A 22,166-nucleotide genomic window follows, 5' to 3' on the forward strand; every position below is an offset into this window, starting at 1 on the left:
CTCGTGCTCTGGGGGACCCACCTCGTGTCCATGCTCCTGCTGAGGCTGGCAGCACAGGATCTGCTGACCCTGAACTCGAGGCGCCGTATGGTGCCGCACCTGGCCGCCAGATGGCGGCACTTCCGAGGCGCCGACGCCTCGCTGTCGGAACGTTCCGCGTGGGCCGAGAGCCTCGTGAGCCTCGCGCGGGACCTGGTCGCCGCCGGGCGCGGGAACGTGGAGATGATCGTCGAGTGCGCCGCCACCCTCGATGAGGCCGACCGCCCCGGCGACCCCAGGCTCATCGACGTCGTCCTCGTGGGCCATCACCCGGAAGAGAGGCGACCGTCCGTCCAGTTGGTCGAGCTGAAGCGCTGGTCGACGGTCACCCGGGTGGAACGGGCCACCGCGGAGCTGGTCCACGTACCGGGAATGGGCAGGAAGAAGCACCCCGCCCTGCAGTTGCGCGAGTACTACGAGGCGTTCACGGGCGGCAGGGGACCGCTGCACGGACTGGACTTCGAATGCGGCGGGTTCGCCTACCTGCACAACGCCACCGACGCCTCCGTCCGGCCCCTGGTCGACGTGGACGCTCCGACCGGCGCCTACGCCCGCGTCTACACGAACGACCGGCGCGATCAGTTGATCTCCGACCTCCGTAAGTGCTTCGCCGAGGAAGGCGGCGCGTCCGCGGCCGAGTTACTGCTGCAGAGCATGGGCTTACGCAACACACCCCTGCTCGACGCCATGATCCGCTCCCGCGGAGAGGACACGGTGTTCACCCTGCGCGGCCGGCAGAAGAAGGTCGCCGACCAGATCCTGGACACCGCGGCCAAAGTCCTCCCGGATCCGCGGCGCCCCGCCCTCGTGCCGGACGAGCGGCGCGTGGTCTTCCTGGTCACCGGCGGTGCCGGTACCGGGAAGAGTGCCATCGGCCTCCAGATCAAGGCGGAGCTGGAGGCAGGCGGCCACACGGTCAAGTACGCCAGCGGCAGCAGAGCCTTCAACGGCGCGATCCAGGAGCACGTCGGGTACGGGGACCGGGAGTTCAAGGAGACCTTCACCTACTTCAGCAACTTCGTCACCCCACCGGACCCGCCGCTGGACGTGCTGATCTGCGACGAGGCACACCGCCTGCGGGACCGCTCGACCAACCGCTTCTGGAAGCCCGAGCACCAGGGGACCAAGCCCCAGGTCGACGAGCTGCTCGACGCGTCCCGTCTGACCGTGTTCTTCCTCGACGAGGGCCAGTGCGTGCGGCCGAACGAGGTCGGCACCGTCGATCTGATCGAGAACGCGGCGCAACGGCACGGCGCCGCTCTTGTCCGCTACCGACTCCGGGAACAGTTCCGCTGCGGTGGCAGCGACGCCTACATCCGCTGGGTGCGCGCCGTGCTCGGAGTGGCGGACGAGGAACCGGAGCAGTGGACGCCGGACGGACTGATGCACGTGGAGGTGGCGGACAGCCCGGAGGAACTCGAACGGATCATCCGCACCGAAGCGCTGGCCGGGGCGTCCGCCCGTCTCGTCGCGGGGTACTGCTGGCCCTGGACGAAGCCGATCGGCAAGGAGAGACGGCTGGAGGCCGACGTGCGGATCGGTGACTGGCACAGACCGTGGAACGCGGACAGCGACGCGGTCTGCGAGAACGGGGCGCCGCCGTCCAGGATCTGGTCCGTGCACGAGAAAGGGCTTGATCAGATCGGTTGTGTGTACACGGCTCAGGGTCTCGAGTGGGACTGGTGCGGTGTGATCCTGGGTGAGGACATGGTGCGCCGGGACGGCCGGTGGGTGTTCCGCCGGGGCAAGGAGCGCAAGGACCCGGAGTCCGGCGTCAAGCGCGTCGCCGTACCCGGCTCGTTCGACCCCAAGGTGAGGGCGGGCAGCGTCGACGAGCAGGAGTTCGCCCGGCTGGTCCGCCACGCCTACCACGTGCTGATGACCCGGGCGAGCCGGGCGACGGTGCTCTACTCCACGGACGAGGAGACCCGGAGCTACCTGAAGGACAGGGCCGGCGGGCTCCAGGTGCACGGGCTGCGCCCCACCTGGGAGAACCTGCCGGAGGAAGCACGTGTGCCGCACCTGCCCCGGCCGCGCCGAGGGCGGCGCTCCCGCAGGAAGCGCCAGAGCACGGGCCCGCACTCGCCCGACCTGTTTCTGTTCTGACGCGGCGCGGACTGCTCGCATGAGGAGTGGCGGGCTCTCCGGGCCCGCCACAGGCCTGCGTCAGAAGAGCAGGCGCGCTGCCGCCGCCAGTGCCGCCAGTGCCGCCACCACGAGCTGGGTGGCGACACCGGCGGCGACGTCGACCAGGATCTCGCGAAGCCGGTGACGACGTGCGGGCTTGTACTCAACGGGGTTCATGGATGTCCGCTCCTTGGCGTGAGCTGGGAATGGCGGGACCGCCCTTCCGGGCATCCGCAGTCACGCCGCGTGCGACACGCAGCGGAGACCACTCGTCAGTCACAGCCGGGAACCGGCATCCGAACACCGCAGACGTACCCTCCGGGAAGGTGCGCAGCGGGAGCGACGGTAGTGCACCACTGTTGCGCGCTCGTGCTTTTCGGCCACCGCCGGAGTGCGTTCGGATGCGGTCCTTCCCGCACACCGGTGCGTCGACGGGTTCCCGCGGCGCACGGGTGACGGCCGAGAGCACGGGAGTAACGACTGTGTGGAGGTCGCGCACGCTCTCGGAGCCGTGCACGGCCAGGGCAGTGGGGAGCGGGGCGGTCCTCGACGCGCGAGGTCGGACCAGCCTGGCCCGGTTCGGCTCGATATGCGGAAAACCGGACCGCCGTCATTGCCGTACGCCGGTGTGAAGCGCGGCTTCCCCTTGTGATCATGCGGGCCGTATGTCCTGTAGTCCCGTCCTTCACCGCCTCTTCTCATGTCACAGGCAGCCACTAGGATCTGCCCGAGGGCCTGACCATGGGGAACGGCGGCCCTTGAAGGACACGAGGAGCGGGGAACAGGCATGCGGGAAGGCCGGTGGGCCACGGTCACCGAGTCCGAGTTCGAGCACGAACGCCGCGGCCTGGAGGCGATCCGCCGCAAGCTGCCGGACGCCGATCCATGGCGGGCCTGGTCGAACTTCACCTTCACCGCCAACACCGGCCACGTCCGCGAGGTCGACCTGCTGGTCGTCGCCCCCGGCGGCGTCTGCATGATCGAGCTCAAGGACTGGCACGGCTCGGTCACCTCCGAGAACGGCACCTGGGTCCAGACCACTCCAGGCGGGCACCGCCGCACCCACGGCAACCCGCTGCACCTGGTCAACCGAAAGGCCAAGGAGCTGGCCGGCCTGCTCGCGCTGCCCGGCGGCAGGCGGGTCTGGGTCGCCGAGGCCGTCTGCTTCACCGACCACGGCCTGCGCGTCCGGCTGCCCGCCCACGACCAGAACGGCGTCCACACCGTCGACGAGCTGGTCGAGATGCTCGAGCAGCCCCCGCCCGACGAGCGCCGCCGCATCACTGCGATCGGCTCCCGCGAGATCGCGGGAGCCCTCAAGAAGATCGGCATCCGCAAGAGCGACGCCCAGTACAAGGTCGGCCCCTACGAGCTGGAGCGGAAGTCCTTCGACTCCGGGCCCACCTGGGCGGACTACCTCGCCCGCCACAGCGACCTGCCCGAGGCCGCCCGCGTGCGGATCTACCTCAGCGAGCGCGGCTCCGAGGCCTCCCTGCGCCAGTCCGTCGAGAACGCCGCCCGGCGCGAGGCCGCCGTCCTCGGCCGTTTCAAGCACCCCGGTGCCGTCCAGCTCAAGCAGTACTTCCCCTCCGGCCACGCCGCCGGACCCGCGCTGATCTTCGACTACCACCCGAACACCCTGAAGCTGGACGAGTACCTGGTCCAGTACGGCAGGAAGCTGGACATCCTCGGCCGGATGGCGCTGGTGCGCCAGCTCGCCGAGACCATCCGCTCCGCGCACGCCAGCCGCATCCACCACCGGGCGCTCGCCGCCCGCTCCGTGCTCGTCGTCCCCCGCCCGCGCGGCGGGAAGGGCCGGGCGGTCGGGGAGGAGGCCGCCTGGCTCACCCCGCAGCTGCAGGTCTCCGACTGGCAGATCGCCACCCAGCGCAGCGGCGACTCCTCCCAGGGCCAGGGCATGACCCGGTTCGCGCCGACCGCCCTGTCCGTCCTGCACCTGTCCGACGACGCCGACGCCTACCTCGCGCCCGAACTCACCGCGCTCAGCCCCGACCCCGTCCACCTCGACGTGTACGGGCTCGGCGTCCTCACCTACCTGCTGGTCACCGGCAAGGCCCCGGCCGCCAGCCAGGCCGAGCTGCTGGCCCGCCTGGAGGCGGGGGAGGGCCTGCGCCCCAGCTCCCTGGTCGACGGCCTGTCCGAGGACGTGGACTTCCTGGTGCAGGCCGCCACCGCCTACCGGCCCGGCCAGCGGCTCTCCAGCGTCGACGAGTTCCTGGAACTGCTGGAGGTCGTCGAGGACTCCCTCACCGCCCCCGCCGCGGCCCTCGACGGGCACGCCGGGGAGGAGACCGGGGCGACCGCCGACAAGGATCCGCTGGAGGTCATCGCCGGCGACCTGCTCGCCGGCCGGTGGGAGGTCCGCCGCCGCCTCGGCACCGGCTCCACCAGCCGCGCCTTCCTCGTCCGCGACCTGGAGGCGGAGACCCGCAGGACACGCCCGCTGGCCGTGCTGAAGGTCGCCCTGTCCGACAGCCGCGGCGAGATCCTCGTCCGCGAGGCCGAGGCCATGCGCCGCCTGCGCCCCCACTCCGGCATCATCCGCCTCGTCGAGCCCGAGCCGCTGCACATCGGCGGCCGTACCGTCCTGGCGCTGGAGTACGTCGGCGACGAGCGCGACGACGGCGGCCAGGGCGCCGAGGGCACGTCCCGCCCGCGCCGCCGCGAGGAGACCGTCGCCCGCCAGCTCCGCGAGCACGGCCGCCTCCCGGTCGACCAGCTGGAGGCGTACGGCGACTACCTCTTCGGTGCCGTCGACTTCCTGGAGGGCGAGGGCGTCTGGCACCGCGACATCAAGCCCGACAACATCGCCGTCCGCGTCCGCCCCAACCGCACCCGCGAGCTGGTCCTCATCGACTTCTCGCTGGCCGGCTACCCGGCGAAGAGCACCGACGCGGGCACCGACGGCTACCTCGACCCCTTCGTCGACGTCATCACGCGCGGGTCCTACGACTCGCACGCCGAGCGGTACGCCGTCGCCGTCACCCTGCACCAGATGGCCTCCGGCGAGCTGCCCAAGTGGGGCGACGGCAGCGTCCTGCCCCGCATGACCGACGCGAAGGAGTGGCCGCACCCGACGATCGCGGCCGAGGCCTTCGACCCGGCTGTGCGGGACGGGCTCGTCGCCTTCTTCCAGAAGGCCCTGCACCGCGACGCGGGCAAGCGGTTCCCCGAGCTGAAGCCGATGCGGGACGCCTGGCGCAAGGTCTTCCTCGACGCCTCGCAGACCGTCCCCTCCAGCCACCGCACCCGCCCCGCCGCCCCCGCCGACGGGACCGCACCCGCCGAGGGCGCCGCCGCGGGGATCGCGGACGCCGAGCCGGAGACCGCCGAGCAGCAGCGCGACCGCCTCGCCGCCGAGGTCACCCGCGACACCCCGCTCACCGTCTCCGGCCTCACGCCCGCCGCCCAGTCCTTCCTCTACGGCCTGGGCATCACGACGGTCGGCGAACTCCTCGACCACAGCCGCCGCAAGCTGGTCAACGCCCCAGGCCTCGGCGCCAAGACCCGCAACGAGGTCCAGCAGCGGCAGCGGGAATGGGGCGAGCTGCTGCGCGAGATCCCCGTCTCCCCGCTCACGCCGAAGGGCCGGGCGGAGGCGAAGGAAGAACTGGAGCAGCTCACCGCCGCCGAGTCCGCCCTCGTCGGGCAGCTCGCGACGGGCGAGTCGGCGGGCACGCTGTCCGCCCGCACCCTGCGCTCGGTCAGCCTCGACACCCTCGCCACCGTCTTCGTGCCTGCCGTCTACAAGAACGGCTCCAACCGCAACAAGGCGGAGATGGTGCGGCTGCTGCTGCGCCTGCCCGACGAGCACGGCGTCCTGCCCGGCATCGGCGTCTGGCCGAAGCAGAAGGACGTCGCCGACGCGCTCGGCCTCAGCCACGGCCGCATCCCGCAGCTGCTCAAGGACGAGCGCAAGCGCTGGAAGGCGGAGCCCGCCGTCCAGGCACTGCGTGCCGAGATCATCGACCTGTTGGTGAGCATGGGGCGCGTCGCCTCCGCCGTGGAGATCGCCGACGCCCTCGCCGTCCGGCGCGGCACGCACCTTGCCGGACGCGAGCAGCGACGCGCGATGGCCCTGGCGGCGGTACGCGCCGTTGTCGAGGCCGAGCAACTGGTGCCGCAGGAGGCCGAGTTCCAGCACCAGCCGAACCGCAAGGCGACCGACGAGTCCCTGGGCGCCGGCCTCCTCGCCCTCGACGTCCGCGAGAACGACGCCCCGGACACCCCGACCGCACCCGGCCTGCTCGACTACGCGACCCGCCTCGGCAGGACCGCCGACCGGCTCGCCAGGCTGGACACCCTGCCGACGGCCGCGACCGTCCTGGCCGAACTGGGCGCGCTGACCGTCCCGCCCGGCGCCGTCGACTGGGACGAGCGGCGCATGGTGGAGCTGGCCGCCGCCGCGTCCGTGAACGCCGCCGCCACCCCGCGCCTGGAGATCTACCCGCGCGACCTGTCGCTCGTCCGGGCGCTGCGCCTCACCCAGGCCGGACTCGTCCGCTGGATCCCGGGCCAGTCCGAGGGCCGGCAGCCCGGTCTGACCGGCGAGGACGTGCACGAGCGGGTCCGTGCCCGCTTCCCCGAGCTGGTCGTGGTGGACGGGCGCGGCGGCACGGCCCACGAACTGCCGACCGGCGGCCCGCTCACCAAGGCGCTGCGCGACGCGGGCTTCGAGCTGTCACTGAGCATGCGCGAGGACACCGGCACCCTGCGCTACCTGCCGACGCGGGTGGAGGACGCGTCCAGCTACCTCACGACGGGCGCGTGGCGGCAGTCGACGCGCACGGGCACGGTGACGCGGTACGCGGACGACCCGCAGCTCGCGGGCGCGGTGCGCGCGGAGGAACGCCTGCTCGCCTCGGCCCGCCGGGACGGGTACCGGGTGCTGACCGTACGGCAGCAGCTCGTGCGGGACGCGGTGCGGGAACTGGGCGCCGAACGGCTGGGCGCACAGGCCCTGTCGGTGACCGAGCTGTTCCTGGAAGCCCTGCACGGGCAGGTCACCCCGGGCACCAAGCCGACCTGGGAGACCCTGCTCAAGGCGGACGCCGCCGAGCCGGGCTCGAAGGGTGCGGTGCGGTTCGCGGAGTACGCGCGCACGGCGTGGGGCTCGGTCGAACCCCGGATCGCCGGGCTGCTGGGTGGCGGTGACGGTGCGGGTCCGGTCCTGCTGACGGAGGCCGGGGTGTTCGCCCGGTACGACGCGATGGGTGTCCTGGACCGGCTGGCGTCGGCGGCCCGGCGGGGCGGGCGGGGGCTGTGGCTCCTGGTCCCGCAGAACGACCCCTCGCGCGAGCCCCGGCTCGGGCAGGTGGCCGTGCCGTACCAGGCCGGCCTGGGGGAGTGGATCCAGCTTCCGGACACGTGGGTGGGCAACGTCCACCGCGGGTCCGGCGAGGTTGTGGCAAGTGGTGTCGAGGGAGACGCGAAATGATCGACCGCAAGGCTCTGTTGAACGACCTGAAGCAGCAGGTCAAGGCGGTCGAGGCCGACCTCGGCAAGCAGGTGAAGGCCCTCGGTGAGGTCGGTACGCGGCTGCGGGCTGAGTACGACCAGGCGCGCAAGCTCGGGCGCACGGCGGCGACGTGGACCTCGTGGCTGGACGAGCGGGTCACGCAGGTCGCGGTGGCGTGGGTGCTGGGGTCCGTCTTCGTGCGGTTCTGCGAGGACAACCGGCTGATCCCCGAGCCGTACCTGACGGGGGCGGACGGCGACCGGCGCGAGCTGGCGGAGTCGCGGTACGACGCGTACGTGGAGTCGGACGACGACCCGACCTACCGCGGCTGGCTGGAGAAGGCGTTCGACGAGCTGGGCCAGGGCCAGGCGGGCCGGCTCCTCTTCGACAAGCGGCACAACCCGCTGTATCAGATTCCGCTGTCGCACGACGGTGCGCGGGAACTGGTCGAGTTCTGGCGGCAGAGGGATGAGGCGGGTGTCCTCGTCCACAACTTCACAGACCCGCTGAACGAGGACGGTACGGAGGGTTGGGACACGCGGTTCCTGGGCGACATGTACCAGGACCTCAGCGAGGCCGCGCGGGAGACGTATGCGCTGCTCCAGACACCGGAGTTCGTGGAGGAGTTCATTCTCGACCGGACGATGAACCCGGCGGTGCGGGAGTTCGGGTACGAGGAACTGAAGATGATCGACCCCACGTGCGGATCGGGGCACTTTGTGCTGGGCGCGTTCCGGCGGCTCGTGCGGCTGTGGGCCGGGGACCAGCCGGGCAAGAACGTGCACGAGCGGGTGCGGGAAGCGCTGAACTCGGTGCACGGCGTGGACATCAACCCGTTCGCGGTGGCCATCGCTCGGTTCCGGCTGCTGGTTGCGGCCATGGCGGCGAGTGGTGTGCGGAAGCTGGATGAGGCGTCGAAGTACGAGTGGCCGATTCACCTGGCGGTCGGAGACTCACTGATAAAGGCCCGCCACTCCCAGCAGGAAAACCTGTTCGACACTGAGGGCGAAGACGCAGAAGACGAGCTGGCCGAGTTCAAATACGCCACAGAGGACGTGCACGAACATCCGGAGATTTTGCGACCAGGGCGGTACCACGTGGTGGTGGGCAACCCGCCCTACATCACGGTAAAGGACAAGAAACTTAACGAGTTGTACCGACAGCTATATTCGGCCTGTGCACGCAAGTATGCGCTCTCGGTTCCGTTTGCTCAGCGGTTCTTCGAACTGGCCAAGCGCGGAGACGCCGAGGGTCGCGGCTACGGCATGGTCGGGCAGATCACTGCCAACTCCTTCATGAAACGGGAGTTCGGGACGAAACTCATCGAGGGGTATTTCGGGCACGCGGTGGAGCTCACTGAGGTCATCGACTCCTCGGGCGCCTATATCCCCGGGCATGGGACGCCGACAGTCATCCTGATCGGTAGGCGGAGGGGTGGGGACAGCCGCTCGCTAGTCATTCGAACCGTCCGCAGTGTCCAAGGTGAACCTGCCGCTCCGGAGCACGCCGAGGAGGGCTTGGTCTGGAGGGCGATCGTCGAGCAAATCGACAAGCCTGGCTCGGTGAGCCAGTGGGTGTCGGTTGATGACTTGAACCGCGAAAAGTACTTCAGTAAACAACCATGGGTCCTTGCCGATGGCGGCCAAGAGATGCTGGAGCAGATCAACATGGTCCGGCAGGCGATCCTGAAGCAGAATCTGCATCGAATCGGGTTCTACGGTGTCATGGGGTCGGACGATGCCATGAGCGCCGTTCCGCGCGCATTCACCAGAATCAAAGCTGAGTCGGAATATGTCCGACGCCTTGTTGTGGGAGACGAGGTGCGCGACTTCCAATTCGGAGAAGGGAACGAAGCTTTTCATCCGTATGACAGTCGACGCAACCTGACTCGCCCGGAACTGTTTCCCAATCTAGCCAGTTGGCTGTGGTCATACCGGACCGAGCTGGGAGGACGTGCCACTTTCTCGGGCGGAACATATTTCAGGGATGGCAGGCCTTGGTGGGAGTGGCATCAGCTCCCTAAGGACCAGGGAGCGCATCCGTGGGCCATTTCTTTCGCGTTTGTGGCTACGCACAACCATTTCGTGCTGGATCGGGGCGGGAAGGTGTTCAACCGTTCCGCTCCGGTGATCAAGTTGCGGGAGGGGGCGAGTGAGGAGGAGCACCTGCGGTTGCTCGGGCTGCTCAACAGTTCCACGACCGGGTTCTGGCTGAAAATGGTGAGCCATAAGAAGGGTGGTAGCCCCGAGTCTGGTGGAGGTCAGTCTGACCAGCCTTGGTCATGGACCTATGAGTTCACCGGCACCAAGCTGGAAGAGTTCCCCTTGCCCTCCTCCTACCCCACCTCCCTCGCCCTCTCCCTCGACACCCTCGCTCAGCGTCTTTCCGCTAATTCTCCGCCTGTCCTCATTGAGAAAAAGATCCCTACCGCTCTCGTTCTTCGCGAGGCCAATGCTCGCTGGACGTCCCTTCGTGCCCAGATAATCGCTACACAGGAAGAGTTGGATTGGCAGGTCTACTCCCTCTACGCCCTGCACAACGAAGACCTGCGTGCTCCTGAGGGATCCGTTCCTGAACTCGCTCTCGGTGAGCGTGCCTTCGAGATCGTCCTCGCGCGCCGCGTGGCCGCAGGCGAGGCCAGCGACGAGTGGTTCAGGCGGCACGGCTCCACGCCCATCACGGAGATCCCCGCCCGCTGGCCTGCGCCCTACCGCGAGGTCGTCCAGAAGCGCATCGACGCCATCGAGTCGAACCGTGCCATCGGCATGGTCGAGCGCCCCGAGTACAAGCGTCGCTGGGCCACCGAAGGCTGGGACGCCCTCCAGGAGAAGGCCCTGCGCTCCTGGCTGCTCGACCGCATGGAGAACCGCGATCTGTGGTTCGACGAGAACGGCCAGCCCACCATGCTTACCCTGGCCCGCCTCACCGACGCGCTCTCGCGTGACGAGGACTTCGCCTCCGTCGCCAAGCTCTACGCGCCCCGCAAGGAGCTTGTGCAGGTCGTCGCGGAGCTGATCAGCGGCGAGCACGTGCCGTTCCTGACCGCCCTGCGCTACAAGCCCGCCGGGCTGAAGAAGCGTGCCGACTGGGAGGATGTGTGGGACCTCCAGCGTAAGGAGGACGCCGCGCCCGACGAGCAGGCCAAGCGGAAGATTCGGGAATCCATCCCCGTGCCGCCGAAGTACACCTCGGCCGACTTCCTGCGCCCCTCCTACTGGCGAGCGCGCGGCAAGCTGGACGTGCCCAAGGAGCGGTTCATCTCCTACGGGCAGACCAACGCCGCCACCCCCGAGCTGTACGGGTGGGCCGGCTGGGACCACAAGGAGCAGGCGCAGGCGCTGGCGACCTACTTCACCAACACCGCGCTGTCCACCGAGGAGATCACTCCGTTCCTCGCCGGCCTGCTGGAACTCCAGCCGTGGCTGTCCCAGTGGCACAACGAGTTCGACATGCTCTACAGCGGCTCCCCGGCGGACTTCTTCGCCGGTTACCGCCAGCAGAAGCAGGGCGAGCACGGACTCACCGACGACGACCTCCGTGGCTGGCGTCCTCCGGCCGCGACCCGAGGTCGTCGCGCAACAGCGAAGCAGTAGCCAGGAGCAGATCGAGATCCGTCGGTTCAGGGGCCACCCGGTGCGTGAGCGGGTGGCCCTTTGCCCGCACGTGCAGCTCCGCCCACACGGTCTTGCCCGGGGCGGCCTGGCGAGGAGTGACGCCCCAGTCGTCTGCGAGGGCGGCGACGAGGAGTAGGCCCCGGCCGGACTCGGAATGCGGGTCGGTCGCCGGGGGACTGGCAGGGGCCTGTTTCTCGTCGCGGGTGTCGGTCACCTCGATACGGAAGGTGTCATCGGTCAGGGTGAGTTGGACGTGAAAGTCCCGGCCGGGGACGTGGCCGTGGCGTACGGCGTTGGCGGTGAGTTCCGACGTGATGAGGGTGAGCGTCTCGTTGACCGGGGTCGTGTAGGGGTGCCCCCAGTCGTCCAGACGGTGCGAGACGAGTCGGCGGGCGAGGCGGGCGCCGCGCGACGTCGAGGTGAAGCGCATGGTGAACTCGCGTTTGGGTGCGGGGTGCTGCGGCATATGCCCATTCGGGAGAGTTTCTGACTTCATAGGGTCAACGATCACGGACTCTGCGTAGCGTTGACCAGGAGCGATGCACTGACGGGTACGGGCTGTACACGCGGTCGGTGCGCTTGTACCCGGTGTTGGGCGTGACCGGTTCCCAGGCCCCGAGTTGGCTGACTGGGCGGTTCTACGAGAGGAGCTGCGGCGTGGACGACGAGGTTCAGCAGCCGGAGGAGTACGAGGTCGGGACGGGCATGCTGTGCGTGTTCGGACGGCAGTTGAAGCTGTTCCGGGAGCGGGCGGGTCTGGACCGTGCGGGGCTCGGGTCCCTGACCGGGTACTCGGCCTCGACGATCGCGTCATTCGAGCAGGGGAGACGTATCCCGCCGCCGAGGTTCATCGACCAGGTTGATGAAGCGCTGGACGCACGTGGTGTGTTGAGCACCAGCAAAGATGCGGTGGCTCGGGCCCAGTACCCGGCGTTTTTCCAGGGCGCGGCCAAGCTGGAGGCCGAGGCAGTTGTGCTGCACGTGTACGCCACTCAGGCTGTGCCAGGGCTCTTGCAGACCGAGGAATACGCGCGGGCGGTGTTCGCCATGTGGCGTCCGCAACTGGATGAAGAGGTCATCGAGCAACGGTTGGCCGCCCGACTGGCACGACAGGAGATCATCGAGCAGAGGCCCATCCCGCACCTGAGTTTTGTGATTGAGGAGGCTGTACTCCTGCGTCCGCTCGGCGGTGAGGCGGTGTGGCGGGGACAACTGGAACAACTCCTGCTCATCGAGCGGAAGCGGAACGTAGAGGTTCAAGTGATGCCGCTCTCCCGCCAGGAGCACGCGGGATTGGCTGGTCCGTTCACCTTGATGGAGATGAAGGATGGGCGCAGGATCGCCTATGCGGAGGTGCAAGGTGACAGTCGGGTCCACACGGAGCGTCAGAAGGTCCGAGAGCTTGAACGAACGTATGGGTCCCTGCGCGCACAGGCACACACTCCGGCAGAATCGCGAGCGTTGATCGAGAAGCTGTTGGGAGAGAGATGAGCGGGGAAAACACCAGGCTTGGCTTGGACAGCCTTGTCTGGTTGAAGAGTAGTTACAGTGCGGGTGATGGCGGAGAGTGTGTTGAGGTCGCCGTTCGCCCCGCCAAAGTCCACGTCCGCGACTCGAAGGACACAACCCGCGCCGCCCTCGCCGTGGCCCCCACGGCGTGGACCGCGTTCGTCGGGTTCGCGGCACTCTGACGGGACAGGGCCCTCGGCGGGCGAGTGCTTGCCGAGGGCCCTGTGTGGAGGTGGCAGCCCCCACCGGCTCTGAGCGGTGATGCCGGAAGTCAGGCCGCTGCCGCGGGCACACCGCCGAGGTGCCGGCCGGATCAGGCGAAGAGGAGGGTGGGCTCCGCGAGGATGTCACGCCCCGCTTCGCTCTTGTAGATCAGGTCGATGCTGCCGAAGCGGGCCTGGTCGTAGTCCAGGCCGAGTCCCGCCACCGCCTCCTTCACGGCAGCCTCGGAAGAGCCTTCGATCTCCAGGAAGGTGGGGAGGTCCGGCCAGGTGTCGAAGTCGTAGGTGACACCGTCCAGGTGCCATTCCTCGCGGTAGTTCTGCTGGTAGCGGACCTGCCGCAGGCCGAGCGCCGCGAGGAGTTCCGCGGTCCTGGCCAGGTCGTCGACCTCGATCTCGATCTCGGTGGTCCCGTGGATGTGCGTCGCGTCGGTGACCTGCTTCAGGGTGAGCGTCGTCCTGCCGCCCTCGTCGCGCAACCGCAGCCACTGCTCGCCCTGCACGGCGTCGTTCTCGAAGATCAGACGCGTGAACATGGTCCTGGGGAAGACCTGTTGCGCCCCGGCAGTGCGCAGAGCGTCGAGGGTGGCCTCCACGTCGATCTCCAGGAACTTCGCTTCGTATTCGTTCTGCGCCATGGTTCTCCTTGTCATGTGACGGTCTGAGCGGTCAGGGCGTGGAACTCCTGCTCGCGCATCGTGCTGATCTCCCTGCACACGGCGCCGTCCAGGAACTCGTCGATGGGTAGACAGAGGTCCATACGCTGAATGCAGACGCCTACGTGGAAGGCCCCCCTGGGGTCGCGGTAGAGACGGACCCCGTAGTAACCCTCATGGCAGTCGGTCGTGTTGTTGAAGCGGCAGCTCGCGCAGGTCTCGGGCAGGCGCAGGGGCCGAATGTGCTTGACCTTGATCACGCGTCCGCCGGGCAGGGTGTAGGAGATGCGGAATCCGGAGCTTCCAGCGATGACGTGGACTTCCTGAGGCACCGCGCCGAGGCCGCCGAGAAGCTCGTCGATGGCGTCCAGTGACTTGTCCCCGTCGGCCAGCGACGACAGGATTCTCAACGACACCTGCGGAGAGTACCGGTCCAGGAGCCGGTGGACGCGCTCGATGTGGCTGTGGTCCGGGACGACCACGTTCGCGCTCACGCCGACTCCCTCGTCGGTCGCCACCTGGATCGATCGCTCCAGCGCCTCGATCTTCCGCGCCGCCAGGGAAGCCGTCCGGAACCGGACGTTCTGCACCTGCGCCAGCTCCTCGGGTGTGGTGCCGAAGATCGAGAAGTTGACGCGGCCCAGGCCCGCCTTCGCGCACGCGGGGAGGACTCCGGCGCCGTTCTCACCGTTGGAGGTGACGCCCACCTCGTATCCCTCCTCCCTGGCCACGGCGACGATCGCCGCGAGCTTGGGGTGCAGGGTCGGTTCCCCTCCCGTGAGGTGAACCTCCTCGAAGCCCAGGGCGTCACGCAGCCTCGCCAAGGCGGCGCGAAAGGCGGCATCAGGGAACATGGGAGCTGCCACGAAGCGCGCTCCGTTGGTCGCCAGGTAGAGGGAGACCCGTCCCGACCGGCCGACAGCGCCGAATTCGCCGGCGGTCCGAGCGTGGTTGTCGCCGCTGACGGGTGTGCCTTCGTTGTGGCAGAAGGTGCAGGTCATTCCGCAGGCATCGATGACCTTGACCCGGAGTGTGCGGTCCTTCGTGACCCGGACCAGAGCCTGGTTGCCGACACTTCTCCATGCTCGGTGCTTGAACACGATGTACGGCTCCGTCCTCAGGGTGGCGTCGATGCTGTCCGCGATCGGATGCGGGGCGAGGGGCAGGTTGTCGACGGCTGGAGCCCTGCGTCTGTCGGTCACGATGGTCACAGCGCATCTCCCTCGGTACCGGAACGCGCGGAGGCTGCGTCGGTTGTTCGGGTACGGAGACGAACGTAGAGCAGTCGTCACCCAGGTCCCCAGGAGATTGCGCGAGTTTGCGGCAACTCGATTGACGGCCCGGAACGGCCCGCAGACCATCGTCATGTCGCGCAAACCTGAGCAAGGCAGCAGACAGGAGAACGACCATGAAGCTACGGTTCCTTGGTAAGAACTCCACGGTCGGTGACTGCCCGACCCTGTACGCCACAGACCGGGACACCTACCTTGTCCAGGGCTGGAAGATCTTCGCGAACGACCTGTTGACGCAGCTTGAGATCCCGGAGGGGGAGACGGCGGTGGAGGTCCCCACAGAGCTGTTCGAGCACCTCGTGAAGGACGGCCTGCCGGCCGGGGAGGTCAGGCACATCGAGGACCCGATCATGATCCTCACGCCGGGCGGTACGTTCGTCGTCCAGGGCCGGGAGGTCACCGACATCGAGGCCCTGGCCCAGATGGAGATTCCGGACTACGAGACCGTGGTCGAGGTCCCCAAGCCCGCGATCACCGCCCTACTGGAGGAACCGCATGGAGCTGATCTCCAGCGCCGAGCGCAACCAGCTCTTTGAAGGCTTCGCACAGGACGCATTCCATCTGGAGCTGAGGGACGACTACTCCGTCCCCGACGAGGACAGCCCCTTCACGAGCTGGCTCCGCGGCGAGCGCGTCGACTACTCCTACATGGAACCGTGGACGCAACTCATCAGGCGCGTCACCGGGGAAGGGAAGACAGTCCGACGCGTCCGCGTGGTCACCGAGCCCCACACCCCCTACATCCAGTGGGAGCACGCCACCACCGGCCTCAACGAGGAGGCCGGCGAGAAGATCCGCTGGCTGCCCCGACACCACCTGCCCGAGGGCGTCACATTTCCCGTGTATGGAAACGACTGGTGGCTGTACGACAACCGCCTCCTCGCAGTCGGACACTTCGACTCGGACGGCAGAGTGCTCGGGTCGGAGATCGTCGAGGACCCCGACACCGTGGCCGAGTGCGTGCGCCTGCGGGACCTGCTGTGGGCAGACGCCATTCCCCATCCCGAGTACAAGCCCTGACCGACCCGTGAGCAAGCAGGTGGAAGAGGCGCTGCAGGCGCTCGGTGCCCGGCTGCGTGGCTTCCGTAAGGACGCCGGATTCACCAGCGGCCGGGCATTCGCCCGTGCCACCTCGTGGCAGGAGTCGAAGGTCTCCCGCATCGAGAACGGCAAGCAGCGTCCCAGCGAGGACGACATGCGCGTCTGGTGCGAGACGACCGGCCGGGGCGAGCAGTTGGGTGACCTGGTCGCGATCGTCCGTCATGTCGACGAGCTGTGGCTCGAATGGCGAAGGCAACTCCAGACCGGTGTCGAGAAACGACAGCGCCAGGCGATCCCGGTGTACGCCAGGACCAAGGTCTTCCGCATCTGGCACCCCACGCTCATCTGGGGAACCCTCCAGACCTCTGAGTACGCTGCCGAAGTCCTCCGACAGGGCGTCAGCTACTACGAGATTCCCGATGACGCCGAAGCGGCCGTGGCCAAGCGACTTGAGCGCCAGCAGTACCTGTACAGGGGCGACCGCATCTTCAACGTCCTCCTAGGCGAACAGGCCCTGTACACCAACTTCGGTGGTTCGGAAGTGATGAAGGGGCAACTCGACCGTCTCCTGGCCGTGATGAGACTTCCCCGCCTCAGCCTGGGCATCGTCCCCAAGTCCGCCCCCACCTTCATCTGGCCGGGCAACGCGTTCTCGATGTTCGACAGCCGACTCGTCCTCGTCGAGACCTACTCGGCTGAGCTCTCCGTCACCCAGCCCCGAGAAATCGAGCTGTACACCAAGGCGTTCGCCCTCCTGAAACAGTCAGCGGTCTACGGCACCGCCGTCCGCGGCCTCATCTCCACAGCGATGCAGCACTTCGACCAGATGCCTACGGACTAGGAGAGCGGCCCCATGCAGCCCGTGACCCCGAACTGGCGAACCAGCTCCTACACCGAGACACAGAACTGCGTTGAACTGGCCGACAGCGATCCGAACAAGGTGATGGTCCGGGACACGAAGGCACGCAGTCGGGGAACCGTGACCGTCCTGCGGGACACTTGGACGATCTTCGTCCAACATGCCAAGCGGACGTAGTGACCCTCCCCGGGTGACGCTCGACACCGTGAAGGGAGCCGGCCTCACACCACCGTCACTCACATCACGAGGTCTCAACGGAGCCGAGACACCCCGGCCTTTGGCGTGCGGTGCTCCTGTAAGTTCCTGCCATGAAAAAGGGTAAAGAGGTCGAGAACCCCGAGTCGCGTTTCTTCACGGTGCTGCTGGCGGCGGCGAAGTTTCCGGGTGTGCGTATCCACAGGGAGGCGTACCTCCGCAGTGCGCTGGCTCGCCACTGCTCCGAGGACGAGATCCGACGAGCGATAGAGGAGACTCCCGCTGCCGCGGGCATCACCGTCGAGGTCCTCGACAAGGTCGCCAACGAATCCATCCGCTACGAAACCGCCAAGGTCAGCGCTCTCTCGGCCGCCGCCGGGATACCCGGCATCCTCGCCCTTCCCGCCACGGTGCCCGCCGACACGGCCCAGTACGTCGGCCACATGCTGCGCATCGCCCAGAAGCTCGCCTACCTCTACAGCTGGCCCGAGCTGTTCTCCGACGAGGGCGATGACGTCGACGACGCGACCAAGGCGGTGCTCACGCTGTTCTTCGGCGTGATGTTCGGCACCCAGTCGGCGAACGCCGCTGTGGGGAAAGTCGCGGGGATGATCGCGGAGCAGGTCGCCAAGGAGCTGCCCAAGAAGGCACTCACCCATGGGGTCGTCTACCCGATGGTGAAGAAGGTCGCGAAGTACCTCGGTGTCAAGATGACGACGCAGTCCTTCGCGAAGGGCGTCTCCAAAGCCATCCCCGTCATCGGGGCCGTCGTGTCCGGCGGGCTCACTCTCGCGACCTACCTTCCGATGGCCAAGAGGCTCAAGAACCACCTCGCCGGCCTGCCCCTGGCGGACCCGTCGCACCGAGTGTCGGAGGGGGACGTCGTGGACGGCGAAGTCGTGGAAGAACACGAGACCTTCGCCCCAGTGGACGCCGAACTGCACGGTGCGGACACTCCTACCCGCAAGCTGGAGGAACCCAGGCCCTGACGCCGCGAGTGCCCACCACCGGGGCGGGGATCTGTCGGCCTGTGGGCTTGCTCGTCACCCCGTCCCGCTGATCACCGCTACCCGCGAAAACCCGTTGAAGTACCGGCCCCCCGCGGCGGGGCCAGGGGAGCGATCTCCCGGTCGAAGAATTCGTAGAACCCCTCACCACGCTCATACAGCGCATCGAACCCGGCGTTCGTCTCCCGGATCAGTGAGCCGTCCGCATAGCGGTTGGCTCCCGCCGCATTGCCGTCCTCGTCGTACACGACCTCGTACATGACCACATCGCCGAGAATCACTACTTCTGGAACCAGGCGATTCTGCTCAATGCTGGAAAGTTCACGAGCGTCGATGACCTTGATTGCGTCGCCCACGTCCACACGCACACGCAGGACGAACAACTCCCATTGCACATAAGGCGTGACAGGGAATTCCACCACTCGCAGGCGACGGTGCGTGACGCCCAGTTCCGACGCCCGCCGGATTTCCCGGGTGTAGTCCTCGCGCCTCTCGTCGGCCAGGGACAGCGCCCTCTTCCAGTCGCCGCCGGCGAAGGCCTCCCAGCTCGGGAAGCCGCGCTCCTTGAAGTGCTGTCCGCGCTCGAGCTTGTTGAGGAAGCTGATCCCGCTGGAGTAGATCCGGCCGAGGTCCGCGTGGTACGTGGGGCGGTCCAGGCGTTCGGAGGCGCCGCCCGCGAAGGAGTCAAACACTGGGGATGTCCGGCTTCGCCGCGATGAGCATGTTCCTGGGAATGACCACGAGGCGTTCGTCCGACCCGATCGACACCCCGTCGGGCAGGTTCCGGCCGAGTGACTGGGTGAGGTCCCGGCCGATGACGGCGATGTCGCCGTTGGCGAGTTCCCAGATGTCCGGGCAGTCAGGGGTTCCGGTGGTGTTTCCCAGTTCCTGGGGTGTTTTTCCCAGACGTTGCTTGAAGCTCGTATCCGGATCCGCTTCCCATGGCCTGGCCATTTCCCTCGCCCCCTCGATCGGTCGGGAGGCCTCACTGTAGCGCGCACATCGCCCGTCTGACCACGTGTCAGACCTGCTCCGCAGGGGTATTGGCGAGGATTGATTCCTCCTTGTTCCCTGCCGCTCAGGGGTGGAATGATATTGATCGCACTGAAGATCACGCCAACGCCTGACGGGTGACACTTTCCATCTGTGCTGTCGGAAAATCGGGTGAACGGAGGGGCGGCAGTGGACGCAGAAGTGGCCTTGCTCGCGCAGAGCGCGGGGACCACCTTGGTCGCGTTGATGGCGACCGATGCCTGGCAGCATGTGCGTGACGGGGTCACGCAGCTCTGGCGCCGGACGCAACCCGAGCGCGCCGAGACCGTCGCCGCCGAGTTGGAGGCCGGTCGCGAGGACGCGCTGGCCGCAGCGGCTGCGGACGACCAGGAGACGCTGGACGAACTACGGCTTCAGTGGCAGGCGATGGTGCGGCGGCTGCTGATCGCCCGGCCTGCCGCCATTGAGGAACTGCGCGCACTGCTGGACCAACTCGACCCCGGTGGCTCGGTCGCCCGGCAGATCGCCCAGCACGCCACCGCATCGGGTCAGGCCCGGGTCTATCAGGCGGGACGAGACCAGCACATCGCCGAGCGATGACGGGCGGGACGGACGGCCACGCCGAGGACCAGGGACGCGTCTACCAGTCGCGGGGCGACCAGCACATCAGCGAGCACCACCACTACGGCGGTGACGGGCCGGAGCACGGCGGACCGGACTCGGTGCGACGCCCGGCGGTCGGGAGGCCCCTCGTCGCGCTGCGCGACCGCAGCGAGGTGATGGAACGCCTGCGGGCGAGCGTCGAGGCGGAGCGCGGCGGCCAGGTCTACGTGCTGTACGGCATGGGCGGCTCGGGCAAGACGGCGGTCGCCTGCGCCCTGTTCCAGGAGGTCACCGGAGAACAGGGCCGGGTGGGCCTGTGGGTCAACGCCTCCGACCGCGCGAGCCTGCGCGCCGGCATGCTCGCCGTCGCCGCCGACCGAGGGGCAGGCGACGGCGAACTGCTCGCCGCGCGCAACGGCCTCAGACCCGCCGCCGATCTCGCCTGGACGTATCTTGACCGTTCCGCCGAACCCTGGCTACTGGTCCTGGACAACACCGACGAGCCGGAGATCCTGCGGGACGGCGACTGGCTGCGCACCAGCCCGCGCGGCACCGTCCTGGTGACCACACGGCGGGCGGCGGCCCGGTGGTGGCCGGGCGCCGAGCTGCAGTACATCGGCGTCCTGCCCCGGGAGGACGCCGCTCTCGTGCTGCGCGATCTGGCCCCGAACAGCGGTACGACGGAGCAGGCCGCGCGGGTCGCGGACCGGCTCGGGCGGCTGCCCCTCGCCCTCACCCTGGCGGGCGGCTTCCTCTCCCGGCAGGTCATCGACCCCTGGACGATGGACGCCTACGGGGACCAGCTCGACTCGGACGAACGGGTCCAGCTGATAGACCGGGGAGCCGACGCGCTGTCCGAAGCCGACCCCCGCCATCTGGTCGGCCTGACCTGGCAGCTGACCCTCGACACGTTCGAAGCGCGCGGGCTCCCCGAAGCGGCGGCCCTGCTCAGACTCCTGGCCCGGTTCGCCGCAGAGCCGCTGCCGCTGACCCTGCTCAACCACGCCGACATCGGCGTCGTACTGCCGCGTGCCCGCACCGAGACGGCCCTCAGAGCCCTCCTCGACCAGTCACTGTCGGAACGGGTCGACGCCGCCGGCGCACGCTGCGTACAGAGCCACGGCATCCTGCTCGACAGTGTCTCGGCGGCGACCCCCGCGGACCTGGTGCCCGTCCTCGACACGACAGCCGTCCGGCTGCTCGACGCGGCCGTGCCCGGCGTGCCCGACGCCGGTCCGCACGATCCCCGACTGCGCCTGCTGGTCCCTCACGCGCTGGCCCTGCTGGGGCGCATCGGAGCATCGTCCGCCGCCGACGCCCTGGCCGTCACGACGCGGCTGGCCACCGCCCTGCACCGGACCGGTGACTACGTCTCCGCCTGGGAGACCGCCCGCAACGCTGCCGATCTCGCGCAGCGGCACCTCGACGCGGACCACCGTACGGTCCTCGCCGCCCGCTCCAGAGCAGGGCGGGCACTGTTCCGGCTGGGCAGGTACGCCGAGGCCGAAGCAGCGCTCCGTGCGGTCCGGGACACCCAGGAGCGCCTGTTCGGTGCCGACGACCCCGACACCACGGACAGCGCCTACGGCCTCCAGCTCGTGCTGGCGAACCTCGGCAGACGGGAGGAGTCCGTCGCGCTGCTCCGCGACACCGTCGCCGGACGGCGCTCGGCGCTCGGTCCCGCGCATCCGCTGACCCTCCGGGCCCGCGCTGGCCTGCTGGAGATGCTGCCCGCCGCCGACGTGGTCACCGAGGAGGGCGGCACCCTGCTCACGCTGCCGTCGGAGTGCGAGCACGTCCTCGGCCCCGACCACACCGTGACACTCGGTGCCCGGCACAACCACGCGTGGGCGCTGTACCTCCTGGGCCGCTTCGACGAGGCCGACCGTGAGATCCGGCAGGTCGTCGGGACGTACGAGCGGCGCTTGGGGCCCGAGTACCCGCTCGTGCTCGCCGCCCGGCAGCTCCTCTCCCGGACCCGTGCCGCGCTCGGACACGTGGGCGAGGCCATCGCCCTGATGACCGACGTCGTCGAGCGGCGGGAACGCGGCCTGGGCCCCGACCACCCCTTCACGGCCGCGAGCCGGCACCTGCTGGACGCCTACCGGTCGGGGCGACGGCGGCCGTAGTGCTCACGGCGGGCCCCGCCCAGCCGCCGCACGCTTCCTGACCAGCTGAGGCTCGAACGACCCCGCCCGGTCCCGCGGCACTGCGATCTCTACCGGCTCCGACTCGATGATCACCGTCTTGGGCCGGTGCCCGTTCTGGTAATTCTCCCGACCGCCCTCGGCCGCTCACCGGGCTCGTGCCCCGGGTGATCAGTGGGCTTGCCCTCCAACGCGGACTCCAGCACCTGCTTGGTCAGCTGCTGCAGCAGGCCACCCTCCCGGGTGAGCTTCACCAGATGGCTGATCATCATGTGCGCCGACCACGGCCACGCCTTCGGCGAGGACGGCTACCCCGGCCGTGGCATCGCTCATCTGACCGTGTCGAACGTGCCGTTCGCGGCCTGGCTGTCGGAGTAGGCGGAT

At 68.6% G+C, this 22,166-nt stretch carries 19 protein-coding genes and 1 pseudogene; 13 read left to right on the plus strand and 7 right to left on the minus strand.

Annotated features, from left to right (window positions below; genetic code table 11):
* Positions 1-30: 30 nt before the first annotated feature.
* A complete protein-coding gene (locus tag ACWZEH_RS30195; RefSeq protein WP_456199918.1) occupies positions 31-2,145 on the plus strand; it encodes a DUF2075 domain-containing protein in 2,115 nt (704 codons plus the stop codon).
* Positions 2,146-2,205: 60 nt separating this feature from the next.
* Here the strand turns inward: ACWZEH_RS30195 and ACWZEH_RS30200 are convergent, their stop codons facing one another.
* A complete protein-coding gene (locus tag ACWZEH_RS30200; RefSeq protein ID WP_456194228.1) occupies positions 2,206-2,343 on the minus strand; it encodes a DUF6408 family protein in 138 nt (45 codons plus the stop codon).
* 610 nt (positions 2,344-2,953) lie between these two features.
* Between ACWZEH_RS30200 and pglW the strand changes: the two genes are divergently transcribed.
* Both pglW and pglX read left to right on the plus strand, forming a co-directional pair.
* Positions 2,954-7,624: a BREX system serine/threonine kinase PglW gene (gene pglW / locus ACWZEH_RS30205; RefSeq protein WP_456194229.1), complete on the plus strand. Its 4,671-nt coding sequence runs from the start codon at positions 2,954-2,956 to the stop codon at positions 7,622-7,624.
* A complete protein-coding gene (gene pglX / locus ACWZEH_RS30210) occupies positions 7,621-11,238 on the plus strand; it encodes a BREX-2 system adenine-specific DNA-methyltransferase PglX (RefSeq protein WP_456194230.1) in 3,618 nt (1,205 codons plus the stop codon). Before pglW ends, pglX begins: the two co-directional genes overlap by 4 nt.
* On the opposite strand, the gene ACWZEH_RS30215 is transcribed toward pglX, so the two are convergent.
* On the minus strand, positions 11,165-11,725 hold the full coding sequence (locus tag ACWZEH_RS30215; protein WP_456194231.1) for an ATP-binding protein: 561 nt from the start codon (positions 11,723-11,725) through the stop codon (positions 11,165-11,167). The genes pglX and ACWZEH_RS30215 overlap by 74 nt on opposite strands.
* A gap of 191 nt (positions 11,726-11,916) precedes the next feature.
* Here ACWZEH_RS30215 and ACWZEH_RS30220 point away from each other — a divergent pair, with 191 nt between their 5' ends.
* Both ACWZEH_RS30220 and ACWZEH_RS30225 read left to right on the plus strand, forming a co-directional pair.
* Complete coding sequence (locus ACWZEH_RS30220) at positions 11,917-12,750, plus strand: helix-turn-helix domain-containing protein (protein WP_456194232.1); 834 nt, start codon at positions 11,917-11,919, stop codon at positions 12,748-12,750.
* A complete protein-coding gene (locus tag ACWZEH_RS30225; RefSeq protein ID WP_456194233.1) occupies positions 12,747-12,950 on the plus strand; it encodes a DUF397 domain-containing protein in 204 nt (67 codons plus the stop codon). The genes ACWZEH_RS30220 and ACWZEH_RS30225 overlap by 4 nt, the downstream gene beginning before the upstream one ends.
* 131 nt (positions 12,951-13,081) lie before the next feature.
* Here ACWZEH_RS30225 and ACWZEH_RS30230 read toward each other — a convergent pair whose 3' ends face one another.
* Together ACWZEH_RS30230 and ACWZEH_RS30235 are read right to left on the minus strand one after the other, a co-directional pair.
* A complete protein-coding gene (locus tag ACWZEH_RS30230; protein ID WP_456194234.1) occupies positions 13,082-13,627 on the minus strand; it encodes a class IV adenylate cyclase in 546 nt (181 codons plus the stop codon).
* An 11-nt stretch (positions 13,628-13,638) separates the two neighbouring features.
* Complete coding sequence (locus ACWZEH_RS30235) at positions 13,639-14,856, minus strand: radical SAM protein (RefSeq protein WP_456194235.1); 1,218 nt, start codon at positions 14,854-14,856, stop codon at positions 13,639-13,641.
* Between the two features lie 197 nt (positions 14,857-15,053).
* Between ACWZEH_RS30235 and ACWZEH_RS30240 the strand changes: the two genes are divergently transcribed.
* The 5 genes from ACWZEH_RS30240 (at position 15,054) to ACWZEH_RS30260 (ending at position 18,021) form a co-directional block, all read left to right on the plus strand.
* Positions 15,054-15,473, plus strand: coding sequence for a hypothetical protein (locus tag ACWZEH_RS30240; RefSeq protein WP_456194236.1), 420 nt, complete (start codon positions 15,054-15,056; stop codon positions 15,471-15,473).
* Positions 15,433-15,957: a DUF6879 family protein gene (locus ACWZEH_RS30245; protein WP_456194237.1), complete on the plus strand. Its 525-nt coding sequence runs from the start codon at positions 15,433-15,435 to the stop codon at positions 15,955-15,957. The genes ACWZEH_RS30240 and ACWZEH_RS30245 overlap by 41 nt, the downstream gene beginning before the upstream one ends.
* Positions 15,958-15,964: 7 nt before the next feature.
* Positions 15,965-16,819, plus strand: coding sequence for a helix-turn-helix domain-containing protein (locus ACWZEH_RS30250; protein WP_456194238.1), 855 nt, complete (start codon positions 15,965-15,967; stop codon positions 16,817-16,819).
* 12 nt (positions 16,820-16,831) lie between these two features.
* Positions 16,832-17,014 carry a DUF397 domain-containing protein gene (locus ACWZEH_RS30255; RefSeq protein ID WP_456194239.1) on the plus strand — a complete coding sequence of 61 codons (183 nt, stop codon included), beginning with the start codon at positions 16,832-16,834 and terminating at the stop codon, positions 17,012-17,014.
* Between the two features lie 131 nt (positions 17,015-17,145).
* Entirely contained in the window at positions 17,146-18,021 is an 876-nt protein-coding gene (locus ACWZEH_RS30260) for a hypothetical protein (protein WP_456194240.1), read from the plus strand.
* A 77-nt stretch (positions 18,022-18,098) separates the two neighbouring features.
* On the opposite strand, the gene ACWZEH_RS30265 is transcribed toward ACWZEH_RS30260, so the two are convergent.
* Positions 18,099-18,731 carry a DUF6879 family protein gene (locus ACWZEH_RS30265; protein WP_456194241.1) on the minus strand — a complete coding sequence of 211 codons (633 nt, stop codon included), beginning with the start codon at positions 18,729-18,731 and terminating at the stop codon, positions 18,099-18,101.
* A complete protein-coding gene (locus ACWZEH_RS30270; RefSeq protein ID WP_351697649.1) occupies positions 18,724-18,993 on the minus strand; it encodes a hypothetical protein in 270 nt (89 codons plus the stop codon). Before ACWZEH_RS30270 ends, ACWZEH_RS30265 begins: the two co-directional genes overlap by 8 nt.
* Positions 18,994-19,221: 228 nt before the next feature.
* On the opposite strand from ACWZEH_RS30270, the gene ACWZEH_RS30275 reads away from it, so the two are divergent.
* Entirely contained in the window at positions 19,222-19,632 is a 411-nt protein-coding gene (locus ACWZEH_RS30275; protein ID WP_456194242.1) for a hypothetical protein, read from the plus strand.
* Positions 19,629-21,764: a tetratricopeptide repeat protein gene (locus ACWZEH_RS30280; protein WP_456194243.1), complete on the plus strand. Its 2,136-nt coding sequence runs from the start codon at positions 19,629-19,631 to the stop codon at positions 21,762-21,764. Before ACWZEH_RS30275 ends, ACWZEH_RS30280 begins: the two co-directional genes overlap by 4 nt.
* 30 nt (positions 21,765-21,794) lie before the next feature.
* Here ACWZEH_RS30280 and ACWZEH_RS30285 read toward each other — a convergent pair.
* A pseudogene (locus ACWZEH_RS30285) lies at positions 21,795-22,036 on the minus strand (transposase); the annotation flags it as partial.
* Here ACWZEH_RS30285 and ACWZEH_RS30290 point away from each other — a divergent pair.
* Positions 22,026-22,160 carry a hypothetical protein gene (locus tag ACWZEH_RS30290; RefSeq protein WP_456194244.1) on the plus strand — a complete coding sequence of 45 codons (135 nt, stop codon included), beginning with the start codon at positions 22,026-22,028 and terminating at the stop codon, positions 22,158-22,160. The pseudogene ACWZEH_RS30285 and the gene ACWZEH_RS30290 sit on opposite strands and share 11 nt — an antisense overlap.
* Positions 22,161-22,166 lie beyond the last annotated feature (6 nt).

It is taken from the genome of Streptomyces yamdrokensis (assembly GCF_053890455.1).